This window comes from Denitrificimonas caeni (genome assembly GCF_027498055.1).
Lineage (GTDB): Bacteria > Pseudomonadota > Gammaproteobacteria > Pseudomonadales > Pseudomonadaceae > Denitrificimonas.
Genome location: NZ_CP114976.1, coordinates 1931675 through 1951151, shown reverse-complemented (window position 1 = coordinate 1951151; position 19477 = coordinate 1931675). Strand labels below are relative to the sequence as shown.

General features: G+C 49.7%; 22 protein-coding genes. 17 read left to right on the top strand and 5 right to left on the bottom strand.

Annotated elements, in window-relative coordinates; all coding sequences use genetic code 11:
- The first annotated feature begins 69 nt into the window (after positions 1 to 69).
- The gene (locus O6P33_RS09225; protein WP_269817494.1) at positions 70 to 411 is read left to right on the top strand and encodes a YggL family protein; all 342 of its coding nucleotides are present in this window, start codon (positions 70 to 72) and stop codon (positions 409 to 411) included.
- Positions 412 to 474: 63 nt separating this feature from the next.
- Here O6P33_RS09225 and O6P33_RS09220 read toward each other — a convergent pair whose 3' ends face one another.
- The 3 genes from O6P33_RS09220 to O6P33_RS09210 all read right to left on the bottom strand — a co-directional run bounded on the left by O6P33_RS09220 (position 475) and on the right by O6P33_RS09210 (position 2724).
- Positions 475 to 756 carry an HU family DNA-binding protein gene (locus O6P33_RS09220; protein WP_269817493.1) on the bottom strand — a complete coding sequence of 94 codons (282 nt, stop codon included), beginning with the start codon at positions 754 to 756 and terminating at the stop codon, positions 475 to 477.
- 142 nt (positions 757 to 898) lie between these two features.
- Positions 899 to 2248, bottom strand: coding sequence for a phosphate ABC transporter substrate-binding/OmpA family protein (locus tag O6P33_RS09215; protein ID WP_269817492.1), 1350 nt, complete (start codon positions 2246 to 2248; stop codon positions 899 to 901).
- Positions 2249 to 2412: 164 nt separating this feature from the next.
- Positions 2413 to 2724, bottom strand: a complete 312-nt coding sequence (locus tag O6P33_RS09210) for an Arc family DNA-binding protein (protein WP_269817491.1) — start codon at positions 2722 to 2724, stop codon at positions 2413 to 2415.
- Between the two features lie 407 nt (positions 2725 to 3131).
- Between O6P33_RS09210 and O6P33_RS09205 the strand changes: the two genes are divergently transcribed.
- Positions 3132 to 3722: an OmpA family protein gene (locus O6P33_RS09205; RefSeq protein ID WP_269817490.1), complete on the top strand. Its 591-nt coding sequence runs from the start codon at positions 3132 to 3134 to the stop codon at positions 3720 to 3722.
- Between the two features lie 65 nt (positions 3723 to 3787).
- A complete protein-coding gene (gene pdxH / locus O6P33_RS09200) occupies positions 3788 to 4444 on the top strand; it encodes a pyridoxamine 5'-phosphate oxidase (protein WP_269817489.1) in 657 nt (218 codons plus the stop codon).
- Here the strand turns inward: pdxH and O6P33_RS09195 are convergent, their stop codons facing one another.
- Entirely contained in the window at positions 4445 to 4711 is a 267-nt protein-coding gene (locus O6P33_RS09195) for a hypothetical protein (RefSeq protein WP_269817488.1), read from the bottom strand. It lies immediately after the preceding gene.
- A 77-nt stretch (positions 4712 to 4788) separates the two neighbouring features.
- On the opposite strand from O6P33_RS09195, the gene O6P33_RS09190 reads away from it, so the two are divergent.
- From O6P33_RS09190 to O6P33_RS09125, 14 genes are all read left to right on the top strand, one after another.
- Positions 4789 to 5253: a glycine zipper 2TM domain-containing protein gene (locus tag O6P33_RS09190; protein ID WP_269817487.1), complete on the top strand. Its 465-nt coding sequence runs from the start codon at positions 4789 to 4791 to the stop codon at positions 5251 to 5253.
- A gap of 225 nt (positions 5254 to 5478) precedes the next feature.
- The gene (locus tag O6P33_RS09185) at positions 5479 to 8271 is read left to right on the top strand and encodes a monovalent cation/H+ antiporter subunit A (protein ID WP_269817486.1); all 2793 of its coding nucleotides are present in this window, start codon (positions 5479 to 5481) and stop codon (positions 8269 to 8271) included.
- Complete coding sequence (locus O6P33_RS09180) at positions 8271 to 8663, top strand: Na+/H+ antiporter subunit C (RefSeq protein ID WP_269817485.1); 393 nt, start codon at positions 8271 to 8273, stop codon at positions 8661 to 8663. Before O6P33_RS09185 ends, O6P33_RS09180 begins: the two co-directional genes overlap by 1 nt.
- Positions 8660 to 10162 carry a monovalent cation/H+ antiporter subunit D gene (locus O6P33_RS09175; RefSeq protein ID WP_269817484.1) on the top strand — a complete coding sequence of 501 codons (1503 nt, stop codon included), beginning with the start codon at positions 8660 to 8662 and terminating at the stop codon, positions 10160 to 10162. The genes O6P33_RS09180 and O6P33_RS09175 overlap by 4 nt, the downstream gene beginning before the upstream one ends.
- Positions 10159 to 10659: a Na+/H+ antiporter subunit E gene (locus O6P33_RS09170; RefSeq protein ID WP_269817483.1), complete on the top strand. Its 501-nt coding sequence runs from the start codon at positions 10159 to 10161 to the stop codon at positions 10657 to 10659. The genes O6P33_RS09175 and O6P33_RS09170 overlap by 4 nt, the downstream gene beginning before the upstream one ends.
- Positions 10653 to 10922, top strand: coding sequence for a K+/H+ antiporter subunit F (locus tag O6P33_RS09165; protein ID WP_269817482.1), 270 nt, complete (start codon positions 10653 to 10655; stop codon positions 10920 to 10922). Before O6P33_RS09170 ends, O6P33_RS09165 begins: the two co-directional genes overlap by 7 nt.
- Positions 10923 to 10936: 14 nt before the next feature.
- Positions 10937 to 11251, top strand: a complete 315-nt coding sequence (locus O6P33_RS09160) for a Na+/H+ antiporter subunit G (protein ID WP_269817481.1) — start codon at positions 10937 to 10939, stop codon at positions 11249 to 11251.
- Positions 11252 to 11393: 142 nt separating this feature from the next.
- Entirely contained in the window at positions 11394 to 12290 is an 897-nt protein-coding gene (gene rarD / locus O6P33_RS09155) for an EamA family transporter RarD (protein WP_269817480.1), read from the top strand.
- Between the two features lie 77 nt (positions 12291 to 12367).
- Positions 12368 to 13672 carry a DEAD/DEAH box helicase gene (locus tag O6P33_RS09150; RefSeq protein ID WP_269817479.1) on the top strand — a complete coding sequence of 435 codons (1305 nt, stop codon included), beginning with the start codon at positions 12368 to 12370 and terminating at the stop codon, positions 13670 to 13672.
- A gap of 35 nt (positions 13673 to 13707) precedes the next feature.
- Complete coding sequence (gene pgl, locus O6P33_RS09145) at positions 13708 to 14391, top strand: 6-phosphogluconolactonase (protein WP_269817478.1); 684 nt, start codon at positions 13708 to 13710, stop codon at positions 14389 to 14391.
- Between the two features lie 51 nt (positions 14392 to 14442).
- Positions 14443 to 16251, top strand: coding sequence for a phosphogluconate dehydratase (gene edd, locus O6P33_RS09140; RefSeq protein WP_420094990.1), 1809 nt, complete (start codon positions 14443 to 14445; stop codon positions 16249 to 16251).
- A gap of 3 nt (positions 16252 to 16254) precedes the next feature.
- Positions 16255 to 16902 (top strand): bifunctional 4-hydroxy-2-oxoglutarate aldolase/2-dehydro-3-deoxy-phosphogluconate aldolase, encoded by a 648-nt coding sequence (locus O6P33_RS09135; protein WP_420094939.1) that lies wholly within the window; start codon positions 16255 to 16257, stop codon positions 16900 to 16902.
- A complete protein-coding gene (locus O6P33_RS09130) occupies positions 16899 to 17336 on the top strand; it encodes an acyl-CoA thioesterase (protein ID WP_269817476.1) in 438 nt (145 codons plus the stop codon). The genes O6P33_RS09135 and O6P33_RS09130 overlap by 4 nt, the downstream gene beginning before the upstream one ends.
- A gap of 120 nt (positions 17337 to 17456) precedes the next feature.
- Positions 17457 to 18443, top strand: coding sequence for a tRNA dihydrouridine synthase (locus O6P33_RS09125; RefSeq protein WP_269817475.1), 987 nt, complete (start codon positions 17457 to 17459; stop codon positions 18441 to 18443).
- Here O6P33_RS09125 and O6P33_RS09120 read toward each other — a convergent pair.
- A complete protein-coding gene (locus O6P33_RS09120) occupies positions 18440 to 19336 on the bottom strand; it encodes a LysR family transcriptional regulator (RefSeq protein ID WP_269817474.1) in 897 nt (298 codons plus the stop codon). The two genes, O6P33_RS09125 and O6P33_RS09120, sit on opposite strands and share 4 nt — an antisense overlap.
- Between the last annotated feature and the right edge of the window lie 141 nt (positions 19337 to 19477).

The following is a 19477-nucleotide window of genomic DNA, read 5'->3' as shown; positions in this document are numbered from 1 at the left end:
ATGTTTATCGGCAGCCTTTTTGTTGCGTAAAGCTGTTAAGATTCTTCGCCTATTATTGGAGGGTAAGTCATGGCTAAAAATCGTTCGCGTCGCTTGCGTAAAAAATTATGTGTTGATGAGTTTCAGGAGTTGGGCTTTGAGTTGCAGTTAAGCTACCCAGACGACACTGAAGATGCCGCAATTGAAGCATTTTTTGCTGACTTAGTCGTCGACGCTATTGAAGGCAAAGGTATGGCGTTGATTGGTGGTGAGGAGTTTGCTGTAGTGTGTTCAGGCAAGCGTGGCTCAGTGACTGAAGAGCAGCGTGCTGAAGTTGAAGCATGGCTCAAAGAGCGTAAAGAGTTAAGCTCGTTTGCAGTTAGCCCACTGCAAGATGTTTGGTATCCAGAGAACCCAATTAACCCAGCCTAAGTGTTGAGTTAATAAAAAAGGGAAGCAGCTGCTTCCCTTTTTTGTGCTTGCTCTGTAGTCGTCTTAGCTGTTGATGCTATCAACTAGAGCTTTAGCCGGAACCAACTTGATAACTTTTTTAGCGGCAATTTGAATGGCTTCGCCAGTTTGTGGGTTGCGGCCAGTACGTGCTGCGCGCTCGGTAACTTTCAGTTTGCCGATGCCTGGTAAAGTAATCTCGCCATCGGCGTCCAGTGCATCATTGACAACTTGACTCAACTGGTCAAGTACGTCACGAATATGTGTTTTAGTAGAATCAGTTGATTCGGCAATTTCATTGATCAGTTGATCTTTGCTAAGGGCCATAAGTAACGCTCCAGAGTGGGTAAGGGCTGCAAAGTAGCATGATTTTTTACAGAAGCGTAGAGAACTCGCTAACAAAAACGTTAAATTTATTGTTTAGTTGCTAAAAGTGGCATCTAGAGCGCTTTAAATTCAAGCTGTTAATTTAATATACCCACAGTTCTACGCGGCGGTTTTTCAGTCTGCCGTGGTCTGCTTTGTTGCTTGCAACTGGCATTACATCACCAATACCCAGTACTTCCTTGAAGGTAATGTCGGGCTGGCGTAATTCCCGGCGCACGGCCATGGCGCGTAGCTTGGAGAGTAACAGTGCTCGCTCTGGGTCAGATTTCTCATCACCAAAGCCCACGAGAACTAGTTTTTTGTCGGTTTTGTTATTGTTGCGTAAATAAGCCAGCACTCTATCAATATCTCGCGCTGCTTTATTATCAAGTTGAGCGCTGCCTTCCTTGAAGCGGAAATTGACCGAAAGGCGTTGCGCATGTTGCGCCAGCTCTTGATAGCGCGGCGGCATATCTACCACGCTGGCTACCGACATGGCGCTAACCTCTTGGCTGATAAAACCATTGTTTTCTACTTGTTTTTGCCCAGCGGCGCTGTGGGTGAAGTCTAGGAACGCTTGCGCTAGCGGGTTACTGTTGTGCTCAGCGCTGTATAAATATAAGCGGCGTGACAAAGGGTAGTCTTCAGTTGCTATAAGCCCTGCTGTTGGGAACATAGCCAGTGCACCACCGGCAGAAATGGCCAGAGCTTTGGCATTGAGGACGTAGGGCAAGCCGATAAAGCCGATGCCGTTGGGGTCTTGGCTGACTGACTCAGAAAGAGCATAACTAGACTCAAAGCGTTTAGCGCTATTGGCTAAGGAGTGCTCTGCAGGGGTTAGAACCAGTTCTTTAAAGGTCTCCCAAGTGCCTGACTTATTATCGCGGGCGTATAGGTTAATTTGGCCTGGATTGCCGCCAAGACTCTCCCAGTTACTTATTTCACCAGAAAAAACAGCCGCAAGCTCAGTTAGGTCGAGTGTTGCAACTGGATTGTCGGGATGGACAATGATGGCGATACCATCAATTGCTATGACGTGCTCAGCATGACTGCTGCGCATATCGCCGAGCGTTGAGAGTTGATGAGCTTCTTGTGTTTTGATGGGTCTAGAGGCAGCAGCTATATCGCCATTGCCGTGGTGTAGAGCAGTAAAACCCGTGCTGCTACCTTGGCTGTGAATATGAATCTGCAGGCTTGTTGGTTCTGCTTGTGTACCTGCAGTGAAGCTGTGCTGTTGTGTATTTGCATCACTTTGCCGCTTGATGCGAGTTAGGCCGCGGTGCTCTAAAAAGCTTTGCGCTAAAGCCGGAGCGAGTTGGCTACCGATGGTGTTGGAACCGTAAATGTTTAATGTGTGAGGCTTTTGCGCTGCGCTTAAACTGCTAAAAACTAGGCCCACTAAGCCAATAATTAGTGGGAAGGTAAAGCGTAGGGTGAGTTGGCTAAGTCGCATGTATTTACACCTGACTGAAAAGATGTAAATACAATAAGACAGTAATGTGACAATGGTATGACTAAGGTGTGACTGTATAGCGGTATAGGCTAGCGGCATGGGCAAGCGAGAGCCCTAGGTTGGCAAAGGCTTGCCCATGCCGCTATGGCTGTAGATGGAGAGGTTTAATCTTGGATGTCATTGGCGATTAAGGCGAGTAAGGCATTTTGTTGGCGTTGGGCTAATTGTCTGAAGCGCATCAATAGCTCGCGCTCGTACTGAGAAAGTTCAGGGCTGTCTAAGCTCAAGCCATCGCTATGGGCTAACTCGCCGTCTTGTTGCAGGCTGCTTTCTAGGCGCGCAATGATTTCAGAGTTCATGCTGCGATGTTGAGCGCGAGCGACTTCAGCGATTCGGTCACGCATTCCTTCCGGCAAGCGCACAACAAATTTGTCAGCAGTGCGGCTGGAGTATGCAACGTTCTTTTTAAGGCTCATAAATTTAACCGTTAATACTTAATGTTGTAATGGGTTTTGTATAGAGTCGTGCTGTAGCGTAAATGCTGCGCTGCAAAAAAGTTCTACACATTACCAAGGCTGTCGCACGGGGCGTCAATAGATTGTCGTCAAACATTTGGCATATTCTACGTGTAACTGTGGAGTTTACCAACCGTTCGGCGTTTATAAAGAGGGTGTCGGCTGCAGTTGTTGACAGTTGAGTCACAATAATCATAGCTTTGAGTAAGTTGAACGGCTGTTAGCTCCGCTAGTTTAGGGTGCTGTGCATTAGTTGCTTGAAGTATGGTCACGGTCAATCGTGACAATGCTGTACGCTGCTCGTACACTATACACAGCTTTATTTTTGAGCTTGAGGCTCTTTTTTTTGTACCAAGAGTTTATACATTATGAAACGTAAATTTCAGCAATTGGCTTTAATATTAACCTGTTCGGCAGTAGCTGCATGCTCCACCAGTAAAGAGGCACAGCCTGTTGTCTATATAAAGAAAAGTCCTGTATCAAATCAGTGGGTTGCTGATAAAGAAGGGGAGTTGCGCGAGTCAATCAAGGGATCTCCTTTTACTCTGCGTAGCGAAAAAGGTAAGTGGATTGTTACTGCGCCAGCAAGTGAGTCGTTCAATCCCGACCGTCCAGGCCTGCTGATGCCTCATGTGCTTAGACCCATCACACAAATAGCCAAAACTTTGCAGAGCAACCCAGATTCAGCAGTGCTGGTGTTAGGGCATTCAGACTTTGCCGGCAATACACGATCAAATCATGAGTTAAGTGCCGACCGTGCTAAAGCAGTGGCTTCTATTTTCCGCCTCAGTGGTTTCAAGCATGGCCGCATGATGCACCTGGGCATGGGCAATTCCTACTCTTTAGGTCATGGTCAAAATAATCGTGTAGAAATCATTATTACCCACAGCACAGAGATGCAAGGGCTTATGGCTGAATACCATCCCGTGCATATGCGTCAGCTTGCTTCAAACCGCTAAGTTACGATTGAAAATGGCTAGCAGTGAGAATTTGCCTGCTTAATATTTAATAAAAGGTCGCATTGATGAGTACCGAGCAGCTGGCGAATATGCGCCGCAATTACACCCGTGATGGATTATTGGAAGAGCATGCGCCACTGGAGCCGTTGGCTTTATTTGAGCAGTGGTTTGCCAATGCAATTGTTACTGAGCAGCCGCCAGTTGAGCCTAACTCTATGATGCTGGCCACAGTCGATAGCGCCGGGCAGCCTCATTGCCGAGTGCTTCTGCTAAAAGGTTTGGATGCGCGCGGTTTTGTTTTTTACAGCAACTACGACAGTGCTAAGGGGCAGCAATTGCAGGCGCAACCTGTTGCTGCCATGACTTTTTTTTGGCCGGCGTTAGAGCGTCAAGTGCGCATCGAGGGAGCTGTTGAGCGGGTCAGCGCTGCTGAGTCAGATGCATATTATAATGTGCGACCTCTGGGGAGCCGTTTAGGTGCCTGGGCATCTGAGCAAAGTCAGCCGCTAAGCGGCCGTGACGCGCTGGAGGAAGCCCTAGCAATGGTTGAGCAGCGTTATGCGGGCAATGAACAACCGCCACGCCCAGAACATTGGGGTGGCTATCGTTTATTGCCGCAGCGTATCGAGTTTTGGCAAGGGCGCACTTGCCGTCTACATGACCGCTTGAACTATCAGTTACAGTCTGATGGGCAGTGGCGTAGGGAGCGCTTAGCGCCCTAGTTAGGGTGCTGTGGGCGCTTCAGGCTGTTGCGATTCGGGCTGATATTGCGCAGCTGCACTTTCTAGCCAGCCTTGCAGCTGTGCTTTTTTAACCTTTAGTGTTTTGGCTTCAGCCAGCTTTTGCAGCATATACGCTTGCTTTTGCGCATCATTGGGTGCCATGGATAAAGCCAGGTCACGATTGATCCAGCGCTTAATGTTCACATACAGCCACCAGTGAAAATAGAGTCCTGAAAGTGTAGCGATAGCGACAATGAAATAATCCATGGCATCCTCGAAGTTGCTGGTAAGATTTAAAGAATATAGTTATCGTGTATGTATATTTGTATTAAGGAGCGTTTCTAATGCGTAAGTCTATTGTTTTTGCGGCAGCTTTTACAGCATTTACCCTGCTGTTAACTGGTTGTGCATCAAGCTTAACCGGTGACACTTACTCACGCGCTGATGCGCGCAAAGTACAAACCATTCGTATGGGGACCATTGAGTCACTGCGTCCAGTACGTATTGAAGGTACAAAAACGCCAATTGGTGCCGGTGCCGGTGCTGCGGTTGGTGGTATTGCTGGTAGCACCATTGGTGGTGGTCGTGGCAGTGCTGTGGCAGCTGTAATTGGTGCGGTAGCCGGTGGTTTAGCCGGTGCTGCTGCTGAAGAAGGTCTTACACGCACACAGGGTGTAGAAATTACTGTCCGTGAAGATGACGGTGCACTACGTGCTTATGTGCAAGCAGTCGAACCTAACCAAGTGTTCCGCATTGGTCAACGCGTGCGCATTACCAGTGTCAATGGCCAGAGCCGCGTAGCACCTTAAACTGCAATAAGTCACTGCTGTTAAATACGCCCTGAGTGCCAGTTATTGTGCTCAGGGCGTTTTAATGTGTGTATGGCCGAGCATCGCAATCTGCAGTTAAAGCTTGCTTGTCTAATTTGGTAATATATTACTTACAGACAAGATTGCGTTTGTGTTGGATAATCCGTTTTTTAGTAATACGCTGGGTGTCTCCTGTTCGTCCGGCAGAACAACATGGAGGCTGTTGTGATTTTGTTAACATTGGTTTTTACGCCGTTTTTTGCCGCAATAATGCCGTTTTTTGCCGGACAACGCGGACGCACCTGGATAGCCTTAGCTGCAGCAATCGTACCTATGCTGTGTTTGGGTTTGCTTCTGAGTCAGACCTCACAGGTCTTAGCTGGCGAGGTCATCAGTGTTAAATATGCCTGGGTTACGCAGCTTGGGCTTAACTTAAGTTTTCGGTTAGATGGCTTAAGTTTCCTCTTTGCTATTTTAATTTTAGGGATTGGCTTACTGGTCATTCTCTATGCCCGCTATTACCTCTCAGAAAATGAGCGCGTCGCACGCTTCTTTGCCAGTCTTTTACTGTTTATGGGCTCAATGCTGGGCTTAGTGATGGCCAGCAACCTATTGCTCATGGTCATGTTCTGGGAGCTGACCAGTCTTTCTTCGTTTTTACTCATTGGTTTTTGGAATCAGCAAACCGCGGCTCGTCAAGGCGCGCGCATGGCTTTAGCGGTCACCGGTGGCGGCGGCTTAGCGTTATTGGCAGGGGTGTTGGTGATTGGCCATGTGGTTGGTAGCTATGAGCTGACGGAAGTTTTGGCCGCTGGCGATACCCTGCGCGCCAGTGCGTTATACCCGGTCGCTTTAGTGTTGGTATTGCTGGGCGTCTTTACTAAGTCAGCACAGTTTCCTTTCCATTTTTGGCTGCCACATGCCATGTCGGCGCCCACTCCAGTGTCTGCTTATTTGCACTCGGCAACCATGGTTAAGGCCGGGGTGTTCTTGTTGGCCCGCTTGTACCCTTTATTGTCTGGTACCGATTGGTGGTTCTATTTGGTCACCTTCACCGGACTGACCACATTGTTAGTGGGCGCGGTTACAGCCTTGTTTCAGTATGACCTTAAAGGCTTGCTGGCGTATTCCACCATCAGTCAGCTGGGTTTAATCACTTTACTGTTCGGTTTAAACTCGGATTTAGCTCCAGTGGCCGCAATTTTCCACATTATTAACCACGCAACTTTTAAAGCTTCGTTGTTTATGGCGGCAGGGATCATTGATCATGAGACCGGTACCCGTGATATGCGGCGACTGAACGGTTTGTGGAAGTATATGCCGCACACTGCGGTGCTGGCGATGGTGGCGTCGTCGGCAATGGCTGGGGTACCGCTACTCAATGGCTTTATCAGTAAGGAAATGTTCTTCTCAGAAACCTTGCATCAGGATTTGCTGGGTAGTTTTAGTTGGTTACTGCCAACCATGGCCACTATTGCTGGGGCCTTTTCCGTGGCTTACTCGCTGCGCTTTATCCATGATGTGTTCTTTAATGGCACACCGATTAATTTGCCCAAGTTTCCACCCCATGAGCCGCCGCGCTATATGAAAATACCAGTGGAAGTTTTGGTGTTCTGCTGCTTATTGGTGGGTATCGTACCGGCGTTGTCCATTGGGCCGCTGCTGGCTGTGGCGGCGCAAGCCAGTTTAGGTCACGCTTTACCGCATTATGACTTAGCTATTTGGCATGGCTTTAATATGCCCCTGTTGATGAGTTTCATTGCTTTGCTGGGTGGTTTAGGGATTTATTCGCAGCGGGCTTTCTTGTTCCGCTGGTATGACGGTTTGCCCGATATCAATGGACGCTATGTGTTTGAAAATACCGTGCGCTTTTTATACGGTTTTGTTTCGCGCTCTTTATCCTATCTAGAAAATGGCTCGCTGCAGCGCTATATCAGTTTCTTGTTGATTGCAGTGATTGTCATGTTAACGGTCTGGCTGACGCCGCTGTCACAGGTCACAGGAGAGTTGGCCTTAACTCCAGTTGATCCCTTGACTGCTTTGGGTTTGCTGGTGATGGTCTGCAGTGCGCTATTAACCATGGGGTTTCATCGTCAGCGTCTGACGGCTTTGTTAATGCTTAGCGTTGTTGGCTTAGTGGTGGCTATGGTGTTTGCGCGCTTCTCAGCACCGGATCTGGCTTTAACTCAGTTAGTGGTTGAGGTAGTCACCATCTTATTGATGCTGCTGGTGGTGTACTTTTTACCAGCGCAAGCGGCACGAGAGGCCAGCAGCTTAGGGAGTTTGCGTGATGTTATTATTGCTGCCTGCTGTGGCGTGCTAATGACGGTCTTAACCTTTGCGGTGCTGACGCGTCCGTACACCAGTATTGCTGACTTCTTCCTGGCTAACAGCCTGACTGGCGGTGGCGGTACCAACGTGGTGAACGTTATCTTGGTGGACTTCCGTGGTTTTGATACTTTAGGCGAAATTAGCGTGTTGGCGATTACAGCAATTGCCACTGTAGCTTTGCTGCAAGGGCTGAAATTGCCGCGAGCGCGGGTTGATACTGAAGGGCGGGCTTGGTCAGCTGAAGCCTATCCTATGGTTTTGGGCATGCTTGCACGCTTGATTCTGCCTTTGGCGTTGCTGGTCTCGATGTATATTTTCTTGCGTGGTCACAATGAGCCGGGCGGCGGCTTTATTGCCGGCTTAATCACCGCAGTAGCTTTGATTTTATTGCAGGTGGCTTATGGTCAGCGCTGGGTACAAACCCGTATGAGGGTCCGCTTACCTAACTTGGCAGCGGCAGGGGTATTAATCGCTACAGCGACGGGACTGGCCAGCTTGCCGCTGGGTTACCCATTCTTAACCTCAGCCTTTGCCCATATCAATTTACCGGTGATTGGTGAGATCGAAATTGCTTCGGCGATGATATTTGATTTAGGGGTGTATTTAACCGTGGTGGGCGGCACGCTGCTGATTTTAAGTGGCCTGGGCCGTATTGGTCACACGGTTAAATTGCCGGAGGAGCAGTAATGGAGTTATTAGTGGCAATCGCTATCGGCGTCTTGACCTTTAGTGGTGTGTACTTAATTTTACGGGCGCGCACCTTTAGTGTTGCCTTGGGGTTAACCTTGTTTTCCTATGCGGTTAACTTGTTCTTATTCGTTATGGGTCGCTTGCATACAGGGAAGCCCGCAGTGCTCAGTGACGCCACCAATTACACCGACCCAGTGCCGCAGGCCTTGGTGCTAACTGCTATTGTGATTGGGTTTGCCATGACTGCTTTTGTCTTGATCTTGGCGTTACGTGCACATACTGAGCTGGGTAATGACCATGTGGATGGCGTCGAAAAACCCAAAAAAGAAAATAAACCACGGCGTAAATCCAATCGAGCCAATAAAAAACGTGTCGGAGCTACACGATGAATAATTTATTATTGGTACCCGTATTGCTGCCATTGGTTTGCGGCGCATTACTGATGATGGCTGCGCGCGGTTCAATGGCTATGGTGCGCTTAATCAGTATCAGCAGTATCCTGTTATTACTGCTGTGTAGCTTATATTTACTGCCTCTGGCTGCACAGGGCGAGATTCTTGTGTATGGCTTGGGTAACTGGTCGGCACCGTTCGGTATTGTTTTGCTGCTGGACCGTTTAAGCGCATTAATGCTGATGGTTACCGCAGTGCTGGCTGTGTTTGTGGTGCTCTACGCTAGCCGTGGTGAGGATCAACGTGGCAGTTATTTTCATGCACTCTTGCAGTTTCAATTGGCAGGCATTAACGGTGCATTTTTAACTGGCGACTTGTTTAACCTGTTTGTGTTTTTCGAGATCCTGTTGATTGCTTCGTATGCCTTGCTGTTGCACGGTTTAGGTGTGGCACGGATTCGTTCGGCACTGCATTACGTTATTTTGAACTTGATAGGCTCAGGTTTATTCTTGATCGCGGCGGGGCTGTTTTATGGCGTTGCCGGCACGCTGAATATGACCGATCTGGCACTCTTTGTCTCGCAAGCTGAAGGCGATCAGCTGTTTTTGCTGGAAGCCGCTGGAGCTTTGTTGATGCTGGTCTTTGGCTTAAAGGCTGCGTTTTTCCCATTGTACTTTTGGTTGCCGCGGGCCTATGCCAGTGCTACGGCGCCAGTTGCAGCATTGTTTGCGATCATGACTAAAGTGGGGCTGTACGCGATTTTACGCTTTAGCACCTTAGTTTTTGGTGCCGCTGCTGGTGGTGCCAGCGGGCTGGGCACCGGGGTTTTGTGGGTGTTGGCGCTGGTAACAATTGTTTTAGCCATTCTGGGTGCCTTTGCCGCCAATAGCCTGAGTAGCCTCTTGGCTTATTTGGTCTTGGTTTCGGTGGGGACTTTGCTCGCGGGGATTGCCGTGGGTACGGAAGCCACGCTGGCTGCGAGTTTGTATTACCTGGTGCAAAGCACTTGGGTGATTGCAGGATTGTTCCTCTTGGCGGGTATTGTTGCTAAGCAGCGCGGTGATTTAGGCGATAACTTTAAAGTTGGTCCGCGCCTACTTAACCCCAACTTACTTGGTGCTTGCTTCTTTCTTGCGACCATTGCAGTTGCAGGCTTGCCACCCTTTGCTGGGTTTTTCGGTAAGGTTTTATTGTTGCAGGCGGTGTCGGGGCAGACGGCTTGGCAATTGTGGACGGTGGTTTTAGTCTCAGGTTTGGTGGGCGTGATTGGCTTAAGCCGTGCGGGTAGCATGCTGTTTTGGCGTCATCACACCACCGCCAGCGAAGCGCAACCTCTGGATAAGGTTACCTTTGCGGTCACGGCCCTGCTGTTGTGCAGTAGCCCGCTATTGGTGGTCTTTGCTCAGCCTTTAGTGAACTTTACCCAGGCAACAGCGTTGCAGGTATTGGATGCAGCGAGCTACTTGCAAGCGATGCAGCTTAAGGAGGCCATGTGACACGTTCAAAAAAATGGTTAGCACACCCACTCGGTAGCTTAGGGCTATTGTTGGTTTGGCTGTTGTTGGTGGATGATTTTACCTCTGTAGGTCACTGGTTGCTGGGCGGCTTTCTGGGGCTATTAATTCCGCGCTTAACAGTCACTTGGTGGCCGCGTTTGCCACGCATTCGCAGCTGGAAGCATGTGTTTATTTTCAGCCAGCATATGTTGGTGGATATTGTTGTTGCTAACTTTCAGGTGGCACGCTTAGCCTTGGGGCGGGTGAGTAAGTTGCAACCATGCTGGGTCGAAGTGCCCTATGAGTTAGAAGATGATTTGGCTATTTACTTGCTGGCCAGTGCTATTTCTTTAGCGCCGGGTACCGTGGCTGCGAGCGTTAATCGACGCGATAGTGTATTGGTTGTGCATGCGTTGCACAGTGATGATGAGCAAGGCTTAATCGCCGAAATCAGACAGCGTTATGAGCAGCCGCTGCGGGAGATATTTGCATGCTAACCACAGTAATCTATGTAAGCATGTTGATGTTTGGTATCAGCTTATCGCTAAACTTTTTCCGCTTGCTGCGTGGGCCAGATGCGGTGGACCGTATTTTAGCCTTAGATACGCTTTATATTAATGGTTTGGCGCTATTGGTGATGTTCGGGATACTCTTGAGTAGTCGTCTGTTCTTTGAGGCGGCACTACTCATTGCCTTGTTTGGATTCTTTAGCACAGTGGTTTTATGCAAGTATTTATTGCGTGGCGATATCATTGAATAAACAAGGGTGGGCTGATGTCTGTTTGGGTTGAATATACTGTTGCGTTTTTTTTACTGATTGGTAGTGCTTTTGCCTTGGTCGGCTCCATTGGCTTGCATCGCTTTCCGGATTTTTTTATGCGTTTGCATGGTCCAGCGAAAGCGACGACTTTAGGTGTTGGCTGCGTACTTATCGCTTCCATGCTGTACTTCAGTTTTCGCGATGAAGCTCTGCATGTGCACGAACTGTTGATTACCTTATTTTTAATGTTGAGTGCGCCAGTATCGGCCTATATGCTAGCTAAGGCCGCGGTTCAGCAACAAGTAAAAACCTTTAATCGCAAAGATTGAGGTGCTCTGCGCAGGGTGTAAACATACACGCGCTGTGACCTAATCCGTATATATGTGGATTATTCTCAATAAGTAGCATGCTTGCAGCCGCTGTAATAAGGTGGTGTGGCGCAGTTATTTTCCTAAAAGCGAGAGGCTGTCTATGCATTTGTCAGGTCGCGGTGTGGCGATGTCTGTTTTCGCCTCACTCATATTCGCAGTTATTCCAGGCTATGCTCTGTACCTTGGCCCTTTAGATGGTGTGCAAGTTTTTGCGCAGCGCATTTTATGGTCTTTGCCGGCAGTGTTTGTGTTATTGATTGTCGCTGGTCGTATTTCTATGCTTAAAGAGGCGTTGCTGCGCTTAGTGCGTGAGCCAATACTGATTTTGGCATTGCTTTTGACCGCAGCATTATTGGGCGTGCAATGGTTGATCTTTGTTTGGGCGCCGATCAATGAGCAAATGCTGGATTTAACCATGGGTTACTTCTTAATGCCGTTGTCATTAGTGTTGGTCGGGCGGGTTTTTTATAGTGAGTATTTACGCCGTTTGCAGCGTATCGCCGTGTGTTTTGCGGCGGTAGGTATTATCCATGAGTTGTGGGTAGTTGGTGGGCTGTCTTGGGTTACATTTTTGTGTGCTGTCGGCTACCCACCTTATTTTATGTTGCGCCGCTGGATGGGCTTTGACTCCTTTAGTGGTTTGTTTTTGGAAATGTTGTTATTGGCTCCGGTGGCGATTTACTTAATCGTTAACTACGCTCCGGCGGATGCTTTTTCGATTGCGCCGCAGTTGTGGTATTTGTTACCCGGCTTAGGACTGATTAGTGCGATGGCCTTTGCTGCAATGTTAGGTGCCAGCCACTTATTGCCCTTAGGTTTGCTGGGTATTTTGAGCTATATTGAACCCGTCTTATTATTTTTTGTGAGTGTTTTTTGGGTGGGTGAGATTATCGAATCTGGCGAGTGGCTGACCTATATTCCCATTTGGATTGCGGTGGTGTTAGTGGTGTTTGATAGCGCGCGCGTACTGCTTAAGCAATCCCGACGCTTAAACTGAAGTACAATGCGCAGCAGATGGCCTTGAGCGTGTGCAAAGGGCGTTATTTATTATGATCAATGATCTTGAGGTATACCGTGTTTTCTGAACTTGCCCTGCATGAGCGTCTCTTAAAAGCGCTGGCTGAATTGAATTTCACTGAGCCAACGCCTGTTCAGGCCGCGGCTATTCCAGCGGCCTTAGAGGGCCGTGATTTACGTGTGATTGCACGCACAGGAAGCGGTAAAACGGCTGCTTTTGTATTGCCGTTGCTCAACCGCTTTATTTCCGGGGCAAAACCACGGGTGGCCATCCGCTCTTTGATTTTATTGCCGACCCGCGAGTTAGCACGACAAACTTTAGCGGAAGTGGAACGTTTTTCGCAGTTCACTTTCCTTAAATCTGGAATCATTACCGGCGGCGAAGACTTTAAAGAGCAGGGCGCTTTGCTGCGTAAAGATCCAGACGTACTGATTGCGACGCCCGGTCGTTTAATTGAGCACCTAAATGCCGGTCATTTAAAATTGGATCAGGTTGAAGTGTTGGTCCTTGATGAAGCAGATCGCATGTTGGATATGGGGTTTGCTGAGGATATGCAGCGCCTTGTTGCGGAGTGCTCAGCCCGTCAGCAAACGCTATTGTTTTCTGCCACCACGGGCGGTAATGCGTTACGGGAAATGGTCAATAATGTTCTGGATAATCCTTTGCATTTAATGGTTAACCAGATTGCCGAAATGAACGAAAGTACTCGTCAGCAAATCATAACTGCAGACGATGTACCCCATAAAGAGCGTTTAACCCACTGGCTGCTGACCAATGAGCCGTTCCGCAAGGCTTTAGTTTTTACCAATACCCGTGTGCAAGCCGATCGTTTATATGGCCGCTTAGTTGCGCAAGACATTAATGCGTTTGTACTGCATGGGGATAAAGATCAAAAAGACCGTAAGCGTGCACTGGAACTCTTTAGTCAGGGTACGTCACGGGTTTTAGTTGCGACTGATGTGGCTGCCCGTGGTTTAGATATTGATGGCTTAGACTTAGTGATTAACTTTGATATGCCGCGCTCTGGTGATGAGTATTTGCACCGTATTGGTCGCACCGGACGTGCCGGAGAAGAAGGTTTAGCGATCAGTCTGATTTGCCACAATGACTGGAACTTGATGTCCAGTGTAGAGCGCTACCTCAAGCAAACCTTTGAGCGTCGAGTGATCAAAGAGCTGAAAGGCAGCTATCAGGGGCCAAAAAATGTTAAAGCCTCAGGCAAAGCTGCAGGCACTAAAAAGAAAAAATCCGCACAGAAAAAAAACGCAGCAAAAGTAACTAAAAAACCCAGTAAGCGCCGCCAGCCAGAAGGTACTTTTGTGGTGAGCAGCGACGGACACGCGCCACTGCGCAAAAAATAACTTTGGCTCAGGCTTAATAGCTTTTGGAGGTGTCAATGTCACAGGCTCAATTGCATACGTTTGCTAGCCAGCAGGCATGTAACCAGGCGTTAACTGAACAGTTGGCATCCTGCCTGAAGCAGGCTCTTGCGACGCAACAACAAGCCAGTTTATTACTGCCCGGCGGCAGCACGCCTGAGGGTTTGTTGCAGCGGTTTAACCAGCAAGATTTGCCGTGGTCGCAGCTCATTATCAGCCCCACGGATGAGCGCTGGGTGGCTGCCGCTAGCCAGCACAGTAATGCACAAATGTTGGCAGCTGCTTTACCGCAAGCCAGGATCATTGATCCGCGTTTAGCCGATACTGCTGAAGCTGCAGCTACAGCGTGGGCTGCAAGCATGCAGCAGTATTTACCCTTGGCCGCCACTTTGTTAGGAATGGGCGGTGACGGTCATATTGCTTCGTTGTTTCCTGGGATGCCAAATTTGATGTCGGCACTTCAGCCCAATGCAGCACCAGCGGCATTGGTAGGCTTGGCGCCAGATCAGCCTAAAGTGCGTTTATCCTTAAACCTGCCCATGCTGTGTGCAACCCAGTGGTTGGGTATCCTGATTTTTGGCGAGAGTAAGCGGCAGATGATTGACCGTGTGCTCGCAAATGATCCAACCACTCAGGCTTTACCAATTTATCATTTACTTTGGCATGCACAGCTGCCAGTACACATTTATTGGGCGCCATAAACTGACCGACCTTGGAGTCTATAGCGCCACAAACAGAAAGGAATTCGCATGATGCAGCCAACTGTTGAGCGTATTACCCAGCAAATAGAAGAGCGCTCAAAGCTTAAGCGCTCTGCCTACGTGGCCAATGCGCTGCAGGCAGCAGAGCAAGGGTTAAACAGTGCCCATGGCTGCTCTAACTTAGCCCATGTAATGGCCGCACAGAGCGATCAGCAGCGGCTGATCATGCGTCAAGGCGGTGCTGCGCACATTGCTATTGTTTCCAGCTATAACGATATGCTGTCGGCTCATGCGCCGCTTAAACACTATCCTGATCAGCTGAAAAGCGCTTTGTATCGCCATGGCGCTAGTGCCCAATTTGCCGCCGGTGTGCCGGCCATGTGTGACGGGATCACCCAAGGCACAGCGGGGATGCAACTGTCGTTGTTTTCCCGCGATTTAATTGCCCAAGCAACGGCTATAGGGCTTAGCCATGGCGTCTTTGATGGTGCGTTGTATTTAGGGGTTTGCGATAAAATCGTTCCTGGCCTGCTGATTGGTGCACTGCATTTTGGGCATTTGCCTGCAGTTTTTGTACCTGCCGGCCCTATGAGTTCAGGCTTATCTAACCCAGAAAAAGCTGCTGTTCGTGAGCGCTATGCGCAAGGTCAAGCCAGTCGTGATGAGCTGCTAGAAGCTGAACTAGCGGCTTACCATGAGGAAGGCACCTGTACTTTTTACGGCACAGCTAACAGTAATCAAATGCTGATGGAAGCCATGGGGCTGCATGTGCCGGGCAGTGCTTTTGCCTCACCAGTATCGAACTTGCGCCACGCCTTAACCGATGCTGCTGCACAGATGCTGGTGGACAATACTCGCCACGGCAGTCATTTTTTGCCCTTGGCTGTACAGCTTGATGCGAAAGCTTTGGTCAATGGTGCGGTAGCCTTATTAGCCAGTGGTGGCTCGACCAACCACACCCTGCATTTGCCGGCAATTGCCCGCGCGGCAGGCTATGAATTACGTTGGGAAGACTTGGCGCAGCTGTCGCAAGTGGTGCCATTGCTAGCCCACGTGTATCCCAACGGTGTTGCTGATGTAAACCAGTTTCATGCTGCTGGCGGTGTTGCTTGGCTGTTTAAGCAATTGCTGGAGGCGGGACTTATGCATCAGGATGTCTACACTGCTGCAGGGCGTGGATTAGACGCTTATACCCGCGAGCCTTATTTACAAGACACTAAGCTGCAGTGGCGCGATGTCGCAAAGGAAAGTCGTGCAGCCAGTATCTTGCGGCCGGTCGATGCACCTTTTGCCGTCCACAGTGGACTGCATCTGTTGGCTGGTAATTTAGGGCGCGCGGTTTTAAAAACCTCAGCAGTGCAAGAAGAGTTTTGGGCGATTAGCGCGCCAGCACGGGTTTTTGACTGCGAGGCTGATGCTTTGCAGGCATATCACTCAGGCACACTCAGCGGTGATTTGGTTTTGGTCGTACGTTTCCAAGGGCCGGCAGCCAATGGCATGCCTGAGCTGCATAAGTTGATGCCGATACTGGCTAACTTGCAAGCCAATGGGCAAAAGGTCGCATTAGTTACTGATGGCCGCTTGTCCGGTGCATCAGGTAAGGTATTAGCTGCTATCCACCTCACGCCAGAAGCGGCCAAAGGTGGCGTGCTTAGCCGTCTGCAAGATGGCGATATTATTGAGATTGATGCTAAGCAAGATCTTTTTCATGTACATGTAAAACCTGAAGAGTTGGCTCTGCGCAGTGATGCTCAAGCACCATCGAATGCGCCCTTGGGCTATGGTTTGCAGCTATTTGCTGCACAACGTCGCTGGGTTGGTCCTGCAGATCAGGGTGCCAGCTTTCTAGTAGAGGATTAAATCATGTTAACAATGGAACATATCTTACGTCGTGCCTACCCGGTCTTGCCGGTCTTGGTCATTGATGATGTTGAGCGCGCAGTTGGCTTGGCTCAGGCCTTGTGTGCTGGCGGACTCAATGTCATTGAGGTTACTTTACGCACCCCACAAGCCCTGGAAGCGCTGAAAGTTATTCGCCAAGAAGTCCCCGACTTGATTGTCGGTGCGGGCACTGTCATCCATGCCGAACAGTTTGCGCAGGCCATTGATGCTGGAGCGCAGTTTGCGGTCAGCCCAGGCTTTACTGAGCGCTTGGCGCAAGCAGCGCAAGAAACCGAGCTGCCATACTTGCCCGCAGTGATGACGCCTTCTGAAGTGCTGGCTGCGCTCGAATATGGCTACCGTTCTTTAAAGCTGTTTCCAGCCAATGGTGGAGCCAGCGTGCGCATGCTCAATAGTTTTAAGGGGCCATTTACAGGCATCAGTTTCTGCCCCACGGGCGGCGTCACCCGTGACAACTTACTGAGTTATTTAAGCTTGCCCAATGTGGCGTGCTGTGGTGGAACATGGATTGCTCCAGCCAGTTTGGTACAGGCGCAAGCTTGGGATCAAATTACCCAGTTGGCCCGTGAGGCTTGTGCGATGGCTGGCCACTTGGAATCCTTAACATGAGTTGGGATTATCCAGCCCCGTATATTTTACCGCTGTGCGCAAAGCCTGCTGATATTGATGAGTTTGACCATGTTAATAATGCTGTCTATGTGCACTGGATGGAGGAGTGTGCTTGGCAACACTCCATCGACTTAGGCTTGGGCTTTGCAGAATATCAGGCCTTAGACCGAGGTATGGCGGTGTTGCGTCATGAGATCGATTACTTGCTCAGCGCCTATGAGGGTGAGCAACTAGAGATGGCCACCTGGATTGCCCATTCCGATCAGCGCATTCGTATGGACCGCTATTTTCAATTGCGCCGCGTTGCCGATGGAGCCACCTTGCTGCGTGCCAAAACCACTTTTGTCTGCATTGAGTTGTCCAGCGGTCGGCCCAAGCGGATGCCACCCGCCTTTGTTGAAGGCTATGGTGCAGTGATGCTGCCGCCTGCTTAGGTTAAGCCGAAAAGTTTAAATACCGCTTTGTCAGTGCTCAGAGCATGCTTATACTGCTGCGCTGTACGGTTTTTTATCCCAGCGATACGCTGATTTTTAGTTTTCTGTGAGTTCGATATTGTGCAAATTGCTTTAGCACCGATGGAAGGGTTGGTTGACCACATTATGCGTGATGTGTTGACCGAGCAGGGTGGTATTGACTGGTGCGTTACTGAGTTTGTACGCATTACCGATCAGCTATTACCTACGCGCAGTTACCAGCGTTTGGCTCCAGAGTTGCAGCAGGGCGCAGCCACCCCCGTTGGTACGCCGTTACGGGTGCAGCTACTGGGATCTGATCCGCAGGCCTTGGCAGATAATGCGGCAAAAGCCTGCGAGCTGGGTGCGCCGGTAATTGATTTGAATTTTGGCTGCCCGGCGAAGACAGTCAACAATTCCAATGGTGGCGCAATTTTACTGCGTGAACCCGAGGTGTTATTTAAAATAGTTGAGGCAGTGCGTGCCGGTATGCCCGCGCACATCCCGTTGACGACTAAAATGCGTTTAGGCTATGACAGTCCCGATGGTGCCATGGACTCCGCGCGCGCTTTAGCTGCTGGTGGCTCGGCGCAAATTGTGGTGCATGCGCGCACTAAAACTGACGGTTATAAGCCGCCAGCACACTGGGAGTGGGTGGCAAAAGTACAGGATGTGGTCCATATTCCAGTGTTTGCCAATGGCGATATTTGGTCGTTAGAAGACTGGTATCGCTGCCGTGAAGTCAGCGGTGTGGATCATGTGATGCTGGGTCGCGGCTTAGTCTCACGACCGGATTTAGCTAAGCAAATTGCTTGCGCCCGTGATGGCATTGCCTACCAGCTGAAAACTTGGCAGCAATTACAGCCCATGCTGCATGAGTTTTGGCGTCAAGTGCGCTTATTTCAGACGCCACGCAGTGCCCCAGGTCGTCTTAAACAATGGCTAGCGTTACTCACACGCAACTACCCCGAGGCGCAACAGTTATTTACTCAGTTGCGTAAAGTGACTGACTGCGCTGAAATTGACCGTCTGTTCGGTTTTGCTGCCGACACCTTTGCCGCCGTAGAGCTTAGCCAGCAACCAGCTTAGGTGGTTGGGCTGTCCGCCAGCTCTATACTGTCATCGGTTAGCATTTGCATAAAAGCTTGTGCTGCATTGGATAAAGTGCGTTCGGTGTGGATGATGTAGCCCAGATCGCGACTGAGATGAGCATCGCTAATGGGCAAGCGCAGCACAGATTCATCGAGCATACTGTGTGGCAGCACACTCCAGGCTAAGCCAATCGATACCATCATTTTGATGGTTTCCATATAGTTGGTGCTCATGCTGATTTCAGGAGTTAAGCCCGCTTGATCAAACAGCTGCAAGGCGATCTTGCGGGTGAAGGTGTGGCTGCCGGGAAACACAGCGGGGTAAGCACATAGATCCGCCAGGCGAATGCGCTTACGCTGCGCCAGCGGATGATCAGGGGCAACGACGAAGTCTAAATCGTCCTGCCATACTTTTACTGCTTGCAATGGCGCTTCACAGTGCGGTGAAAGGGTTATGATCGCCAGCTCACAACGCCCATGCAAAACATCGGCATAGGCCACTTCCGAGTCCAGAAAGCGAATATCAAGCATAACCTCAGGGTAGCGCTTGGTAAAAGCGCGCAGTACCGGTGGTAAACGGCGCAAACCAATATGGTGACTGGTGGCTACACTTAAACGACCGCTCACTGTGCCGCTTAGGTTGTTTAGGGCGCGGCGGGCATCATCCAGCTCATTGACGATGCGATAAGCGCGCGGCAGTAATGCTCGGCCTGCTTCAGTTAAGCGGGTTTCACGGCCGATGCGGTCAAATAAGCGAATGCCCAATTGCTCTTCTAAGCTGGCAATGCGCTTGCTAATGGCCGGTTGCGTAACATGCAAGCGTTCGCCCGCCAGAGAGAAACTGCGCTGCTCGGCAATGGCTATAAAAGTTTGCAAGTTGGCTAGATCCATCACATTCACCATGGCGCGCTAAAGAGGTGCTTTGACTATACTGCTATTCCTAACTGGAATCTAATGGATAAGAAATATCAATTTGAGTTATTCAAGTGGAGGCCCTAGGATAGACCCATAAGCAGTAGGTGAATGACCGCT

What these genes read in the sequence shown, in the direction of transcription:
- O6P33_RS09225 (WP_269817494.1), top strand. Translation starts at nt 70, where the DNA reads ATGGCTAAAAATCGTTCGCGTCGCTTGCGTAAAAAATTATGTGTTGAT.
- O6P33_RS09220 (WP_269817493.1), bottom strand. Translation starts at nt 756, where the DNA reads ATGGCCCTTAGCAAAGATCAACTGATCAATGAAATTGCCGAATCAACT.
- O6P33_RS09215 (WP_269817492.1), bottom strand. Translation starts at nt 2,248, where the DNA reads ATGCGACTTAGCCAACTCACCCTACGCTTTACCTTCCCACTAATTATT.
- O6P33_RS09210 (WP_269817491.1), bottom strand. Translation starts at nt 2,724, where the DNA reads ATGAGCCTTAAAAAGAACGTTGCATACTCCAGCCGCACTGCTGACAAA.
- O6P33_RS09205 (WP_269817490.1), top strand. Translation starts at nt 3,132, where the DNA reads ATGAAACGTAAATTTCAGCAATTGGCTTTAATATTAACCTGTTCGGCA.
- pdxH (WP_269817489.1), top strand. Translation starts at nt 3,788, where the DNA reads ATGAGTACCGAGCAGCTGGCGAATATGCGCCGCAATTACACCCGTGAT.
- O6P33_RS09195 (WP_269817488.1), bottom strand. Translation starts at nt 4,711, where the DNA reads ATGGATTATTTCATTGTCGCTATCGCTACACTTTCAGGACTCTATTTT.
- O6P33_RS09190 (WP_269817487.1), top strand. Translation starts at nt 4,789, where the DNA reads ATGCGTAAGTCTATTGTTTTTGCGGCAGCTTTTACAGCATTTACCCTG.
- O6P33_RS09180 (WP_269817485.1), top strand. Translation starts at nt 8,271, where the DNA reads ATGGAGTTATTAGTGGCAATCGCTATCGGCGTCTTGACCTTTAGTGGT.
- O6P33_RS09175 (WP_269817484.1), top strand. Translation starts at nt 8,660, where the DNA reads ATGAATAATTTATTATTGGTACCCGTATTGCTGCCATTGGTTTGCGGC.
- O6P33_RS09165 (WP_269817482.1), top strand. Translation starts at nt 10,653, where the DNA reads ATGCTAACCACAGTAATCTATGTAAGCATGTTGATGTTTGGTATCAGC.
- O6P33_RS09160 (WP_269817481.1), top strand. Translation starts at nt 10,937, where the DNA reads ATGTCTGTTTGGGTTGAATATACTGTTGCGTTTTTTTTACTGATTGGT.
- rarD (WP_269817480.1), top strand. Translation starts at nt 11,394, where the DNA reads ATGCATTTGTCAGGTCGCGGTGTGGCGATGTCTGTTTTCGCCTCACTC.
- pgl (WP_269817478.1), top strand. Translation starts at nt 13,708, where the DNA reads ATGTCACAGGCTCAATTGCATACGTTTGCTAGCCAGCAGGCATGTAAC.
- edd (WP_420094990.1), top strand. Translation starts at nt 14,443, where the DNA reads ATGCAGCCAACTGTTGAGCGTATTACCCAGCAAATAGAAGAGCGCTCA.
- O6P33_RS09135 (WP_420094939.1), top strand. Translation starts at nt 16,255, where the DNA reads ATGTTAACAATGGAACATATCTTACGTCGTGCCTACCCGGTCTTGCCG.
- O6P33_RS09130 (WP_269817476.1), top strand. Translation starts at nt 16,899, where the DNA reads ATGAGTTGGGATTATCCAGCCCCGTATATTTTACCGCTGTGCGCAAAG.
- O6P33_RS09120 (WP_269817474.1), bottom strand. Translation starts at nt 19,336, where the DNA reads ATGGATCTAGCCAACTTGCAAACTTTTATAGCCATTGCCGAGCAGCGC.